Consider the following 13,376-nt stretch of genomic DNA (forward strand, 5'->3'; position numbering starts at 1 on the left):
CAATACCGGCGCCAACCAGAAGGCGGCGCCGGGAAGAGGAAGAAGATGTATCCGGCACGTCATCCGACTCACAAAATGTGCAGCCAGAGATAGAGCCTTAAACCACAATTACAAGATGGTGAGAAATTCTGACAGACTTGCCGAATCAGAGCTTCTCAACCTGCGCATATTCGAGATCGACAGGGGTGGAGCGGCCGAAAATCGAGACAGAGACCTTAACACGCCCCTTCTCCTCGTCCACTTCCTCGACGACGCCGTTAAAGCTGGTGAAGGGACCATCGGCCACGCGCACCTGCTCGCCCACCTCGAAGATGACAGCCGGACGGCGCTGATCGGTGCCTTCCTCCTGCTGCTTCATGATGCGCTCGGCCTCGGCGTTGGTGATCGGGCTCGGCTTGTTCTTGCTGCCCAGAAAGCCGGTGACGCGGGGAATATCCTTGACCAGATGCCAGGTGTCGTCGGTCATATCCATGTTGATCAGGATATAGCCGGGGAAGAATTTGCGCTCGGTGTTCACCTTCTGGGCACGGCGGACCTCGGTCACTTCCTCGGTCGGCACCACGATGTCGCCGATATGATCCGCAAAGCCCTTCAGCTCCGCCTGCTCCTTAACCTGCTGGGCGATCTTTTTCTCAAACCCGGAATAGACGTGCAGGACGTACCAGCGCTTGGCCATCGAATTTTCCTTAATCTCAGGCGCCGAAGAGGGAGCGCATGCCAAAGCCGATCAGCGAATCGACGCCGAGCAGCAGCAGGGCCATGATCACCACCATCGCCAGGACAAGGCCGGTCAATTGCACCGTTTCCTTGCCCGAGGGCCAGGTGACACGATTCGCCTCGGTGCGAACCTCGCGCGCGAATTTCAACACGTTGAACGCCAAGACGGACCACTCTCCAAAAACTGCAAAATGCTGGGATAGGGATGGCAGGGGCGGAGGGTCTCGAACTCTCAACCTCCGGTTTTGGAGACCGGCGCTCTAGCCAATTGAGCTACGCCCCTATCCGTACCAGCATGGAAGCGCCTTCCACACTTTGCAGCGCCGGATGTCAAGTCCCCGGCCTGTCCGTCGCGAATTTTAAACCGGTTCCGGTCTCCCGGAGGGCTAAAATCCGCGCTTTGGAGCGGGTGACGGGAATCGAACCCGCACAGCCAGCTTGGAAGGCTGGGACTCTACCATTGAGCTACACCCGCTCGGCGCACCCCATGGTTAAGCCAAAGCGGGGCGGTGAGGCAAGGGCAGGGGGGTCAATGCGGCTGCCCGGCCAGGATCTGCCGGGCGGCGCGCTTGAGCTCCAGGAATTCCGGGCTGGTCGACATGTCCCAGTGGCGCGGCCGGCCGAGCGGCACCGGCGCATCCAGGCAGACCCGGCCGGGCCGCGCGCCCATCACCACCAGCCGGGTGCCGAGCATGATCGCCTCGTCGATATCGTGGGTGACGAAGATCACGGTCGCGCGAATCCGCTCCCACAATTCGGTGAGGAATTCCTGCATGGTCTCGCGGGTCTGCGCATCCAGCGCGCCGAAGGGCTCGTCCATCAGCAGCACCCGCGGATGCATCACCAGCGCCCGGGCGATGGCGACACGCTGCTGCATGCCTCCGGAGAGCTCATAGGGGCGATGATTTTCAAACCCCTTCAGCCCGATCAGCTCGATCACCCGGTCCACCTCCCGCCACGGGATGTTGGAGCGCCCGCGCAGCCGCAGCCCGAAGGCGATATTGTCGCGCAGGCTCAGCCACGGATAGAGCCCGGCCTTCTGGAACACCACCACACGCTCCGGCCCCGGCCCGGTGATCTCCTGGCCATCGAGCGTGATCCGCCCGGTGCTCGGCGCCTCCAGCCCCGCCAGCATGTTCAGCAGGGTGGATTTGCCGCAGCCCGAGCCGCCGAGGATGGTGACGAAGCTGCCATCCTCGACGGTGAGCGAGATCTCATCCAGCGCGCGCACATCCTTGAAGCTCTTGCTGACGCGCGCGATCTCGATCGGCATCTTCTATTGCGCCGCCTTCGCGGCGAAGCTGGCATCCACCGCGGCGCCGGGGTCTTTCAACGGCGTCATGATCCGGCCGATCTTCAGCAGCACGTCGGAGGTCGCCGCAAGCGTCTTGCCGGTGGCCGAGCTGGCGCCGCCGCCCATCACATCCGCGCTGCCCTGATCCTTGGCCGAGAAAATCTCATAGCCTTTCAGCTCGGCGGCGGCGGTCTTGTCATCGATGCCGGCCTGCTCGGCCATGATCGCGAGCGCCTGTTGCGGGTTTTGTTTGGTGTAGGTCACGCCCTCATCCAGCGCCTTGATGAACTGCACGGTGAGCTCCGGATGCGCCTTCACCCAATTGGTGTTGGCGATGCAGATATTGTAGGAGGAGGCGCCGCGCGGCAGATCCGCATCGGTCTTCAGCACTTTCGCGCCCTGGGCCTGCAACGCATCGAACACCGGATCCCAGACGATGGCCGCGTCGATCGCCTTGGTGGTGTAGGCGACACGCATTTCCGGCGGCGACATATTGATCTGATGCACGGCGTTGAAGGGAATGCCCGCCTGCGCCAGGAAGGTCGCCAGCTCGAAACTCGCCTGCGAGCCTTGCACGATGGCGATCTTCCTGCCCTTCAGATCGGCGATGGCATTGATCCCCGCCCCCGGGCGCACGGCGATGCCGGCGGCCGAAGTATAGCGCTCCTGGTTATAGATGATCGCCAGCGGCAAGCCTTGCGTCAGCGCCGCCACGAAAGGCGGCACGCCCAGCCCGCACATGAATTGCAGCGAATTGGAGGCGAGCGCGCTCATCGCCGCCGGTCCGGAATCGAAATATTTCAGGGTCACGTTGGCATCCAGGTCTTTCTGGAAAAGCCCCTGGCCCTGGCTGACCATATAGGGATCGGCGCCGTTATTCTCATAGCCGATGACCACATCCGGCTTGGCCGCCAGCGCCGCCCCGGCGCCAAGGCCAAGGCTCGTCGCACCCAGAAGTGCCGCCCGTAAAATTCGTAACACCATGATGCCCCCTTGCTTGTTTGAAAACTCACTCACGCCCGCGCCAGGGCACGATGCGCGCCTCGACCAGCCGGATCACCAGTTCCATCGCATAGCCGAGACTGCCGATGACGATGATGCCGGCGATGACAACCGCAACCTGCAAGGCCTGGCCTGCATATTGTACCAGCCAGCCGAGCCCCTGATCCGCCGCGATCAGCTCCGCCGCGACGAGGCAGGACCAGGCGACGCCAATGCCCACCCGCATCGCGGTGAAGATTTCCGGCAAGGCCGAGGGCAGCACGACAAGATTGAAGATCTGCCGTGGGGTTGCCCCCAGCGTGCGCGCCACCGCCAGGCGCAAGGGCGGTGTCGCCTTCACCCCGGAGATGGTGCCGATGATGATCACCGGGATGGTGCCGGCCAGAATCAGCAGCACCTTCGGCAGCTCGCCAATGCCAAACCACACCACCAGCAGCGGGATGTAGGCCAGAGGCGGCACCGGGCGAATGAATTGCAGAAACGGATCGACGATGCGGAAAACCAGATCCACCCGCGCCATCATCAGCCCCAGCGGCACGCCGATGGCGACCGCGCCGAGAAAGCCGATGGCCACACGCAGCGCGCTGGCGCCGATATCCAGCCAGATCGTGTGGCCGCCATAGCCGATGGTAAAGAGAATGACGAAAGCATGCCAGACCGCGCCGGGCGAGGGCAGGGCGACGGGCGGGAAAAGCTGAAGCAGAGACGCGGCCTCCCACAGCGCGAGCGCCACCGCCAGCACGATGATGGTGGTCAGCCCGGTCGCATGCGGCAGCCGCGCGCCCAGGGCGAAGGCCCGTTCGCGCTCAGGCTTGGCCATAAGCCGCTTTCACGGAGGCATGTTTAAACATTGTGCAAAGGCCTCCATGCGTCACGCTCATGCCATCAGCATTGCCTGAATTTTCGGCTGATACAAGGCGAAATGGCGGCTGAGCGCGGCGTGATGCCCACGCTCATGGTGCCAGTTAAAAGGTTTTTATGATGCCAGCCACGCAACAAGGCGCTTGTGCCAGGCAGAGGCGCCTTGGCGCGGCTTAATGACGCATCGTGCCGGTCTCGATGAAGCGCTGATGCCAGGACAGCGCCTCCCCCGGCAGGCAGGGCGATTGCTGGCCGTAGGAAAACCGGCGGGCGCGCTGGTAATAATCCTGCAGCAGCGGCCGGTAATCCGGATGCGCGCAATTCTCCATCACCAGCTTCGCCCGCTGCTTCGGCGACAGCCCGCGCAGATCCGCCAGCCCCTGCTCGGTGACGATCACCGCCACATCCTGGGTGATATGGTCCACATGCGCCGCCAGCGGCACGATCGAGGAAATCGCCCCACCCTTCGCGGTGGACGGGGTCATGAAGATGGAGATGTAGGCATTGCGGGCAAAATCCCCGGAGCCGCCGATGCCGGTCTGAATCCGGCTGCCCATGATCTGGGTGGAGTTCACATTGCCGTAAATATCCGCCTCGATCAGCCCGTTCATCGCGATGCAGCCGAGCCGGCGCACCAGCTCCGGATGGTTGGAAATCTCCTGCGGGCGCAGGATCATATGCTTGCGATACTCCGCCATATTGTCGTTCATCCGCTCCGCCGCCGTCGGCGAAAGCGAGAAGGCGGTGGCCGAGGCCAGGCGCAATTTGCCGCTATCGAGCATATCCAGCATCCCGTCCTGGATCACTTCGGTGTAGGCGGTCAGGTTCTCGAAGCGCGAGCCGTTCAGCCCGGCCAGCACCGCATTGGCGATATTGCCCACGCCCGATTGCAGCGGCAGCAAATGCTCCGGCAGCCGCCCCATCTTCACCTCATGCTCCAGGAATTCGATCAGATGCCCGGCAATGGCATTGGCGGTGTCATCGGGCTTGGCGAAGGGCAGGTTGCGGTCCGGCGCATTGGTCTCAACCACCGCGATCACCTTCGAAGGATCGCACTTCAAGGTCGTCTGGCCGATCCGGTCATCCGGGCGGATCAGCGGGATCGGCACCCGGTTCGGCGGCAGGGCGGTGCCGTAATAAATGTCATGCACCCCTTCCAGCGCCTCATTCTGCCAGTGATTGACCTCCAGAATGATCTTCTCCGCCCGGTCCACCCAGGTTTTGGAGTTGCCGACGGAGGAGGAGGGGATCAGCGACCCATCCTCGGTAATGCCGACCACCTCGATCAGCGCCACATCCAGCCTGCCCAGAAACCCCTGCCAGGCCATCGGCGCCACCTGGCTTAGATGCATGTCGAGATACTCCATCTCGCCCTTGTTGATCTTCTCGCGCGCGATCGGATCGGAATTGAAAGGCAGGCGGAATTCGATGCCATCGGCCTTGGCCAGGGCGCCATCCAGCTCCGGCCCGGTGGAGGCGCCGGTCCAGATCTTCACCCGGAACGGGTCGCCGGCGGCCCGCGCCGCCTCAATCCGCCGCGCCAGCGCCTGCGGCACCGCCTTGGGATAGCCCGAGCCGGTAAAACCGCTCATCCCCACCGTACAGCCGGGCGGAATAAGGGCGGCCGCCTCGTCGACGGACATGAGTTTCTGGCGCAGTTTCTCGGACCTGATTCGATTCATCGACGCTTCCCTACAAGACGCATTGACCTTCGCCGCGCCGCGCTGGCACGCCGGCGGGACGAGAGGCGGGAAGGACAACCGGACCTCGTCGATGCGAAGCCTCAAATTTTTTCCGTCCCCGCCTCCGGCGGAGGAATGGTCCCAGGGGGCGCGTGTGTCCATTCCGGGGCGTCACGCGCTCAAATTGTACTGGAAAGGGACAGAGTATCAACGCGTGACGAAACCGTGACCGCATCCCCCGGCTGTTTCCCCTTGGCCGGGGATATAAACATAATATAATGTAAGCTGGCGTAAAGTTTTGCTTTTAGCCTCCGAGCGGGGCTGTTGCTTTTGGAGATTGCTTGGTGGATAGGCTTCTTGCTGCCGTACGCGTGCTGCTATCCCAGTCGATATCGATGATATGGGCGTTGGCAAAAACCCCGCGCGGCTCATTCGCGCTGGAGTTTGGCCTCACCGCCCCGATATTTTTTGTCCTCCTGCTGGCGGTCTTTGAAATCTCCTATGATCAGTTTTTGCAGGTGGTTTTGAACGATTCACTGCAAACGGCGGCGCGGGACGTTCAGGTTGGAACAACACAAAACACCGCCTCGCCGGCAAGCTTCATGTCGAATTATTTCTGTCCGACAGCGACCCACGGCCTGTTGAATTGCCATAATCTCTACGTGCGTATCGAGCAGATGAACTTCAGCTCGGGCACTTGCCAAAACCTTGATTTTTACGATGCGACGGTAGGCCGCGCGCCCGTGGCTGGCGGGGCGCTTCAGCTTGGGGATTTCTGGAGCATGGATGGTCAGGGCAACGGCGCGGCCGCGAATCTCTCTCCATGCTCGACGATAAATACTTCCGCAAGCACAACTCCTGGGTATTGTAACCCTGGGTCGCAATCGATGGTTCTATTGTCGGCGGTTTACATCGCGCCGAGCTTTCTGGGCGGATTGCTGGGCCCCGTGAAATACAAGGGTAGCTATGTCCGGCCGATCTTCTCGACGGCCGCCTTGACGACGGAAGCTTTCCCGCCCTTGGCGAACCGGCCTTCGCCATGCTGAATTTCCGGGCCATCAAGGCGGTATTGTGGCGGGACCGGCGTGGGGTCGCGGCGTTGGAGCTGGTTCTCGTCGCGCCATTATTCATCATTCTGTTTTATGGCGTTTATGAGCTTTCCGGGGCGCTGATCGTCTATCAGCAGGTCTACAGCGCCGCCCATTTCATCGCCGCATCGGTGACGAACGCCTCCGTTCAGTCCAGCGGTTCGACGGTGTTGACCTATGACCAGGTGCAGCAATCAGCCTCCGAGATATGGGGCGATATTCCGATGCTACGCAACGGGCAGCAAAATGGTGTGAAATCGGTCACGATTTCCTCAATCTCGTTTCAGCCAACCAATAAATCCGCCGCGTGCGCGCGAAGCACGTGCTATACCCCTGTAGTGGTGTGGAGTGTTGTTTATACCGGCGGGGATAGCGGCCGATCATTTCAAGTCTCGTCCTCAAAAAACGGCAGCGTTAGCTATAAGCCGCCAGGCAGCAAAACCACAACGACCACGCCGATCATCGTGGCGACGGCTCCCCTACGCTCTTGTTCGAATATCGCGACCATCCCCTCCCGGGCATCCTCTTGGCCGGGTTCGTTGAACCAGACCGTGCCAAATAGCGGCAGCTCTAGCGATCTGACCAATCTGCGCACCTTGGATCTGGGGCGGACCAGCGTGAACACGACCACGGCGCCACCTTCGCCGATCATCGTGGTCGATGTGCATCTGCACTATACGCCGCTTTTTAATTTTTTCCCCTACGCGTTTGATTATTGGGTGAACGGCTATTGGCCGGTGCGTAGCGTGAAGACCACAGTCGGCTCAGATCAGCAGCTTTATCAGCAATTCACCACGATCAGTGCCGAGAGCCTCGATAACAGCAACCCGACTAGCTATAATGACGGGGTGCCGCGTAGCATCAATGATTATTGCATTAACACCACATTGGATAACCCGCCGGCGGAATCAACACCATGATCAAATTCATCCGCTCCTTCTGGCGCGATCGGCGCGGTGCTTTTGGACTCATCACGGCGGCTGCGGCTTTGCCCCTGGTGATGATGGTGGGGCTGGCGATTGATTATTCATTTTATGCCCAGGCCCGCGCCCAGTTCGCCCTGGCCGGGGACGCCGCCGCGACCTATTCGATCCGTGAGGCGACCGCCACCTATACGCTCCAATTAAGCAGCGGGGCGAGTAACAGTACAGCGATCAGCGCTGCGACGGCGGCCGGAGATGCGGCCGGCGGCAAATGGTTCACGGCTCAGTTGGCATCCCTGCCGACAGCCTATACATCCGGTGGCTCGCCGACAGTGAATGTTCAGGCCAACCAGAATCTTTCCGCCAGTAACCCCGCCGGCTTCACCTCGACCGTGGACTATAAGGGCGTTTATCCGCCTTTTTTCAAAACCTTATTCAATAACCAACAGAATTGGTACGTTATCGGAACATCTTCGGCGAATTCGCAATATTCCTATGTCGAATTGCTGGTCCTGATGGATACGTCCAGCTCCATGCTGGTGAGTGCCGATTCGAACGATGTGCAGACCATGGACGACAATACGGTCTGTGTTCCGACGTGGGAATTGTCCAATCCGGACACCAACGGCATGTGGGTGTATCAGGATACGCCCACTCCCTTTGTGAACTGGAACCAGGTTCAAAATATTTCTGGGTATCAATTATATTCGACCAATTCAGGCACCACCGCATCGGCGAATTGCAATCCGGGAATGAATGGATTTTTTAACTATGGGCAAGCCATGGCGCCTTGCGCGTTTGCCTGCCATGAAACAACCCAAACGGACAATAACGGATATTTCCTGGATTTTTATGGTATTGCCCGCAGGTTAGGGGTAAAATTGAAAACAGATGTGGTCTTTTCATCACTGGAGACCATTCTCTCCTCTATGAAATCCAGCGAGCAAGTGGCTGGGCAATTCACGGCTGGTATTTACCAGTTCAATGATAATGCCTGCCCCATTGTGCAAGGCAATAAGGGCAATGGCGATGCCATGTATGAGGCCACGTCTGATTTGTCAGGGGCGCTGACAACGATCAATAACGATGATTACACGAAGAATCCCTCGGAAACTGCCGTGCCTATGTTGTCCAATAACGGTCAGAACTATGGCCATACGGATTTTCCGAATGCTGTAATGCAGCTGATCAGCGGAAAATTCTATTGTGGAGAGACGACAACGAACTCTTATGAAACCGCGCAGCCCGGGCATGCGCTGGCAAATCCTCCAACAGACCCGACGCTGGTGGGAACTGAGCCCAGCTACCCGGAGCGTAATATCGTCATTGTTACCGATGGCATGGAGGACACACAGCCCGGCGGCTCATGCGGCCGTGTCATCGGTGAAATGGCCGGTATCAACGCGGAAAAAATTCAAAGCCCCACGCCTTGCGATCTCGGCGTTTGTTATTTGCTCAAGGATTTGGGTTTCACGGTCTATGTGCTGCAAGTGACTTATCCCACAACCCAGAACACCTTCTATTTCGGCACGGGGAATCCCGTTGATCAATACACCAAGGACGATTTTCCCTCATTGTCGAATGGTACCGAGCGCAACTGGAATGAAGGGACCGATATTAACGGCAACTCCGTTATGACGCCTTCGACAGCCCTCCCACCCAATGCGCAAGGGCTTGAGGCCTGCGCTTCCGCACCGCAAGACTTCAAGCAGGCAAATAATTCGGCTGACATTCAGGCTGATATGAGCGCGATGCTCAACTCGGCGCTGAGTGCGGCTGTGCGAATTACGAACTGACTGGCCGGGGAGGGCTGGCGAGGAGCCTTATGGCCAAATCATGGTACGGACGGCCGGAATCGAACCGGCACGGGATTGCTCCCAACGGATTTTAAGTCCGTTGCGTCTACCAGTTTCGCCACGCCCGCACGCCGCCTGTTTACCCGTTCTGGCGGCGCGGTCAAACCCGGTGGTTGACGTCGCCCCCTTCCTCTTGGCAGCAGGGGCGGGATGCCCAGACCGCCTAAGCCCCCGCCGAAGCCGTCACCCAAGCCGGTCCCCAAGCCGCCCGCGAAGCCCGCGCTGAAGGCGGCGCTGCGGCCATCGCCGCAGCTTGTCCGGCGCGCCCGGCATGGCTGGGCCGCCACCCGCATCCTGGTGATTTCGGCGATCTGGGGGGCGCTGGCCTGCTTCCTGGTCGGGCTCTGGTTCACCTGGGACCTGCCGAATCCGGCCATCGCCGTCACCCAGACCCGCCGCCCCGCCATCCGCCTGCTCGACCCGCAAGGCCATCTGCTCGCCCGGTTCGGCGATGTCTCCGGCCAGGTCGTGCTCCCCGCCGCCCTCCCGCCTTACGTCCCCGCCGCCTTCATCGCCATTGAGGACCGGCGCTTCGCCAGGCACGGCCCGTTCGATGGTATGGGCATTTTCCGCGCCCTGGTCTCGGACATCATCCATCGCCGGGTGGTGCAAGGCGGCTCGACCCTGACCCAGCAGGTGGCGAAAACCCTGTTCCTCGGCAACCAGCGCACGCTGCGCCGCAAGGTGCAGGAGGCGGTGCTGGCACTCTGGCTCTGGCACCATTACAGCCGCCAGGAGATCCTCGGCATCTATCTCAATCGCGTCTATCTCGGCGAAGGCGCCTACGGGATCGACGCCGCCGCCCGGCTCTATTTCAACGAGCCCGCCAGCCGGCTCAGCATCGCCCAGGCCGCCATCCTGGCCGGGCTGCCGAAAGCGCCCTCCAGCCTCAACCCGCTGGTCAATTCCCAGGCCGCCGCCAACCGCGCCACCCAGGTGCTGGACGCGATGGTCGCCACCGGCGCGATCTCGCCCGAACAGGAGAACGCCGCCGCCGCCCAGCTGGCGGACGCCGCCTCGCCGATCTCGCGCACCTCCTGGTTCGCGCTCTGGACCATGCAGCACGAGGCCGATGCGATCCCCGAAGGCGAGGACATCGCCTTCACCACCACCATGTTTGCGGGCGTGCAGACGGCCGCCCAGGCGGCGCTGGATTCCACCATCGCCGCGCAAGGCGCCAAATACCGCGTCTCCCAGGGCGCCATCGTCGTGCTCGATGCGCGCAGCGGCGCGGTGCGCGCCCTGGTCGGCGGGGTGGGGGACCGGGAGGGCTATAACCGCGCCGTGCTCGCCCGCCGCCAGACCGGCTCGGCGATCAAGCCGGTGGTCTGGCTGGCCGGGCTGCTGGCCGGCATGTCGCCGGATGACACGGTGCTGGACGGCCCGCTCAACATCCATGGCTACCGCCCGCATGACGATGAAGCCTATCACGGCGAGGTCAGTCTGACCGCCGCGCTCGCGGATTCGATGAACACCGCGGCCATCCGCATCCTGATGCGCGCCGGCGGGCCGCGCCGCGTCATCGCCGTGGCGCGGTCGCTCGGGCTGGATGACCATTTCCCCAAGGACGCGACGATGGCGCTCGGCACAGGGGCGGTCGGGGTGCTGCAACTCGCCAGCGCCTATGCGACATTTTTCAATGGCGGCGAGCGTGTCACGCCTTATGGTGTCACCGCCATCAACGGCGCGCCGGCGCATATCGCAGCCCCGGTGCCGGTGGTGCCGGCGGGCGATGCGCAGGCGGTGGCGGGGATGATGCGCCAGGTCGTGCTTTCCGGCACCGGGCGCGCCGCCTTCATTCCGGGCGTCTATACCGCGGGCAAAACCGGCACCACCCAGGATTACCGCGATGGCTGGTTCGTCGGCTACGCCAAGGGCGATATCATCGCCGTCTGGCTCGGCAATGACGATAACAGCCCGGCGGAGAAGCTCTATGGCGGCACGCTGCCGGCGGAGATTTTCAAGGAAGTCGCCGGCGCGTTGTAGTCACGCTGGCTTGCCTTCGCCGTCCTCCATGTCGCTCTGGTCGGTCTCGAACAGATCCTGCAACTCCTTCGCCGCCTCCTGCGCGGTCTGGATCAGCCGTCCCTCGTCATTCCCATAGGCGTAGGTCTCGTGCAGAATCTGGTCGTCATGCCGCCGGAACAGCTCGATCGCGCGTTTCGCCTGCGACTCCGGCACATCCAGCGCCTCCAGCACAATCTCGGTCAGCTGCAGCGAGGAGAAGAACGTCTCACGCACGAAATGGTCCACCCCGGCGCCCATCAGCGCATGCACATGGTTGCGGTTGCGCGCCCGGGCGACGACCTGCAGCTGCGGGAATTTCCGCCGCACCATTTCCGCCACCCGCACGCTGGCCTCCATATCGTCCAGCGCGATCACCAGCACTTTCGCGCTCTCCGCCCCGGCGGCGCGCATCACCTCCTCGCGCGTCGGGTCGCCATAGAATACCCGCACCCCGAAGCGGCGCACGAAATCCACCTGGGTCGAGCTGCGATCCAAAGCGGTGTAGCGGATCTTCTGCATCGCCAGCACGCGCCCGATAATCTGCCCCACCCGGCCAAAGCCGCAAATGATCACCGGCGAGGCCTGCATGTCCTCCAGCTTGTCGTAGGGCCGGGCCTTCTTGGCCTCCAGCTTCGGCTGCACGAAGCGCTCGGAGAGGGTGAACAGAATCGGCGCCGCCAGCATCGAGAGCGCGATGACCAGATTGGCCTCCGCCGCCAGCTCCTTCGCCAGCGTGCCCTGCGCCACCGCGGCGGCGAACAGCACGAAACCGAACTCACTGCCCTCCGGCAGCACGGTGGCAAAGCGCAGCGCCGCCCCTTTGATGCCCCGGCGCAGATAGGAAACGCCGTAGCCGATGCCGGTTTTCACCGCCACCAGGCCGATCACCAGCCCGGCAATCTCCAGCGGCTTGTGCAGCAACAGCCCGAGATCGGCCGACATGCCGACGGACATGAAGAAGAACCCCAGCAGCAGCCCCTCGAACGGCTCCACATCCGCCTGCAACTCATGCCGGTAATCCGAATCCGAGACCACGACGCCGGCCAGAAACGCGCCCAGCGAGGCCGAAAGCCCGGCCCATTCCGCCAGCGCGGCGGTGCCCACCACCAGCAGCAGCGCGGTGGCGGTGAACACTTCCGGCACCTTGGCGGAGGCGACCATTTTGAACAGATAGGGCACCAGCAGATAGCCACCGGCGAGAATCCCCGCCACCACCGCCGCCCCGCGCGCCACCGCGACCCAGGAAAAATGCGCCGAGCCGCCGCCGGCCAATATCGGCAGCAGCGCCAGCACCGGAATCGCCGCCATGTCCTGGAACAGCAGCACCGCGAAGGCGTCGCGGCCGGGAATGGTGGGCAGCAGATTACGCTCGGAGAGCAAGGGCAGGGCGATGGCGGTGGAGGAGAGCGCCAGCCCGATGCCCAGCACCAGCGCATCCAGCGCCGGCACGCCAAAGGCCATTGCCGCCCCGGCCAGCACGGCGGAGGTCGGCAGCATCTGCGCGGCACCCAGCCCGAACACCGCCTTGCGCAGCACCCAGAGCCGGTGCGGGCGCAGCTCCAGCCCGATCAGGAAGAGCAGCATGGTCACGCCGAGCTCGGAGACATTGCTGATCTGATCGACGTTATAGACGAGGCCCAGCACCGAGGGGCCGATGATGACGCCGGCGGCGAGATAGCCGAGAATGGAGCCCAGCCCCGCATAGCGCGAGAGCGGCACGGCGAGGACGATGGCGGCGAGCAGGATCAGCAGGGTTGTGAACATGCTGAACGTCTTAACGGAATTCGCCGGATAAAGCCTTGAACAAATTTGTAAAAGTTTTTTGGGGGCGACCCTTTTTTTCAAAAAAGGGTCGCAAAAACGTTCGGGGTGGTCGCACCTACATTGCCAACACCCCAGGCGTTTTGCAGCCCTTTTTGAAAAAAGGGCTGCACCCAAAAACTTTT

General features: G+C 62.0%; 11 protein-coding genes and 3 tRNA genes. 4 read left to right on the forward strand and 10 right to left on the reverse strand.

Annotated features, from left to right (window positions below; translation table 11 throughout):
- Window positions 1-145: 145 nt before the first annotated feature.
- The 8 genes from nusG to ACZ46S_RS17655 form a co-directional block, all read right to left on the reverse strand.
- Window positions 146-676: a transcription termination/antitermination protein NusG gene (gene nusG, locus ACZ46S_RS17620; protein WP_295745771.1), complete on the reverse strand. Its 531-nt coding sequence runs from the start codon at window positions 674-676 to the stop codon at window positions 146-148.
- Window positions 677-692: 16 nt separating this feature from the next.
- Complete coding sequence (gene secE / locus ACZ46S_RS17625; protein WP_008492182.1) at window positions 693-881, reverse strand: preprotein translocase subunit SecE; 189 nt, start codon at window positions 879-881, stop codon at window positions 693-695.
- A 42-nt stretch (window positions 882-923) separates the two neighbouring features.
- Window positions 924-1,000, reverse strand: a tRNA-Trp gene (locus ACZ46S_RS17630).
- A gap of 118 nt (window positions 1,001-1,118) precedes the next feature.
- Window positions 1,119-1,192: transfer RNA gene (locus ACZ46S_RS17635), tRNA-Gly, on the reverse strand.
- Window positions 1,193-1,246: 54 nt separating this feature from the next.
- A complete protein-coding gene (locus tag ACZ46S_RS17640; protein WP_295745765.1) occupies window positions 1,247-1,990 on the reverse strand; it encodes an ABC transporter ATP-binding protein in 744 nt (247 codons plus the stop codon).
- A gap of 3 nt (window positions 1,991-1,993) precedes the next feature.
- Entirely contained in the window at window positions 1,994-2,995 is a 1,002-nt protein-coding gene (locus ACZ46S_RS17645) for a taurine ABC transporter substrate-binding protein (protein ID WP_464062793.1), read from the reverse strand.
- A 25-nt stretch (window positions 2,996-3,020) separates the two neighbouring features.
- Entirely contained in the window at window positions 3,021-3,833 is an 813-nt protein-coding gene (locus ACZ46S_RS17650; RefSeq protein ID WP_464062794.1) for an ABC transporter permease, read from the reverse strand.
- Window positions 3,834-4,047: 214 nt separating this feature from the next.
- Window positions 4,048-5,556: an acetyl-CoA hydrolase/transferase family protein gene (locus tag ACZ46S_RS17655; RefSeq protein ID WP_464062795.1), complete on the reverse strand. Its 1,509-nt coding sequence runs from the start codon at window positions 5,554-5,556 to the stop codon at window positions 4,048-4,050.
- Window positions 5,557-5,900: 344 nt separating this feature from the next.
- On the opposite strand from ACZ46S_RS17655, the gene ACZ46S_RS17660 reads away from it, so the two are divergent.
- Genes ACZ46S_RS17660 through ACZ46S_RS17670 form a run of 3 tightly spaced genes read left to right on the forward strand, consistent with a single transcriptional unit; the run spans window position 5,901 to window position 9,363 of the window.
- Window positions 5,901-6,602: a TadE/TadG family type IV pilus assembly protein gene (locus ACZ46S_RS17660; RefSeq protein ID WP_464064305.1), complete on the forward strand. Its 702-nt coding sequence runs from the start codon at window positions 5,901-5,903 to the stop codon at window positions 6,600-6,602.
- A complete protein-coding gene (locus ACZ46S_RS17665) occupies window positions 6,596-7,564 on the forward strand; it encodes a TadE/TadG family type IV pilus assembly protein (RefSeq protein ID WP_464062796.1) in 969 nt (322 codons plus the stop codon). The genes ACZ46S_RS17660 and ACZ46S_RS17665 overlap by 7 nt, the downstream gene beginning before the upstream one ends.
- On the forward strand, window positions 7,561-9,363 hold the full coding sequence (locus ACZ46S_RS17670) for a TadE/TadG family type IV pilus assembly protein (RefSeq protein WP_464062797.1): 1,803 nt from the start codon (window positions 7,561-7,563) through the stop codon (window positions 9,361-9,363). Before ACZ46S_RS17665 ends, ACZ46S_RS17670 begins: the two co-directional genes overlap by 4 nt.
- A 41-nt stretch (window positions 9,364-9,404) precedes the next feature.
- On the opposite strand, the gene ACZ46S_RS17675 is transcribed toward ACZ46S_RS17670, so the two are convergent.
- Window positions 9,405-9,491, reverse strand: a tRNA-Leu gene (locus tag ACZ46S_RS17675).
- Window positions 9,492-9,573: 82 nt separating this feature from the next.
- Between ACZ46S_RS17675 and ACZ46S_RS17680 the strand changes: the two genes are divergently transcribed.
- Window positions 9,574-11,409 carry a transglycosylase domain-containing protein gene (locus ACZ46S_RS17680; RefSeq protein ID WP_464062798.1) on the forward strand — a complete coding sequence of 612 codons (1,836 nt, stop codon included), beginning with the start codon at window positions 9,574-9,576 and terminating at the stop codon, window positions 11,407-11,409.
- On the opposite strand, the gene ACZ46S_RS17685 is transcribed toward ACZ46S_RS17680, so the two are convergent.
- Window positions 11,410-13,194, reverse strand: a complete 1,785-nt coding sequence (locus ACZ46S_RS17685) for a monovalent cation:proton antiporter-2 (CPA2) family protein (protein ID WP_464062799.1) — start codon at window positions 13,192-13,194, stop codon at window positions 11,410-11,412. It abuts the gene before it with no gap.
- Window positions 13,195-13,376 lie beyond the last annotated feature (182 nt).

It is taken from the genome of Acidocella aluminiidurans, assembly GCF_055383125.1.

Coding starts and splice junctions, on each gene's coding strand:
- ACZ46S_RS17640 (WP_295745765.1), bottom strand. CDS start 1,990: ATGCCGATCGAGATCGCGCGCGTCAGCAAGAGCTTCAAGGATGTGCGC.
- ACZ46S_RS17665 (WP_464062796.1), top strand. CDS start 6,596: ATGCTGAATTTCCGGGCCATCAAGGCGGTATTGTGGCGGGACCGGCGT.
- ACZ46S_RS17670 (WP_464062797.1), top strand. CDS start 7,561: ATGATCAAATTCATCCGCTCCTTCTGGCGCGATCGGCGCGGTGCTTTT.
- ACZ46S_RS17685 (WP_464062799.1), bottom strand. CDS start 13,194: ATGTTCACAACCCTGCTGATCCTGCTCGCCGCCATCGTCCTCGCCGTG.
- ACZ46S_RS17650 (WP_464062794.1), bottom strand. CDS start 3,833: ATGGCCAAGCCTGAGCGCGAACGGGCCTTCGCCCTGGGCGCGCGGCTG.
- nusG (WP_295745771.1), bottom strand. CDS start 676: ATGGCCAAGCGCTGGTACGTCCTGCACGTCTATTCCGGGTTTGAGAAA.
- ACZ46S_RS17655 (WP_464062795.1), bottom strand. CDS start 5,556: ATGAATCGAATCAGGTCCGAGAAACTGCGCCAGAAACTCATGTCCGTC.
- ACZ46S_RS17645 (WP_464062793.1), bottom strand. CDS start 2,995: ATGGTGTTACGAATTTTACGGGCGGCACTTCTGGGTGCGACGAGCCTT.
- ACZ46S_RS17680 (WP_464062798.1), top strand. CDS start 9,574: ATGCCCAGACCGCCTAAGCCCCCGCCGAAGCCGTCACCCAAGCCGGTC.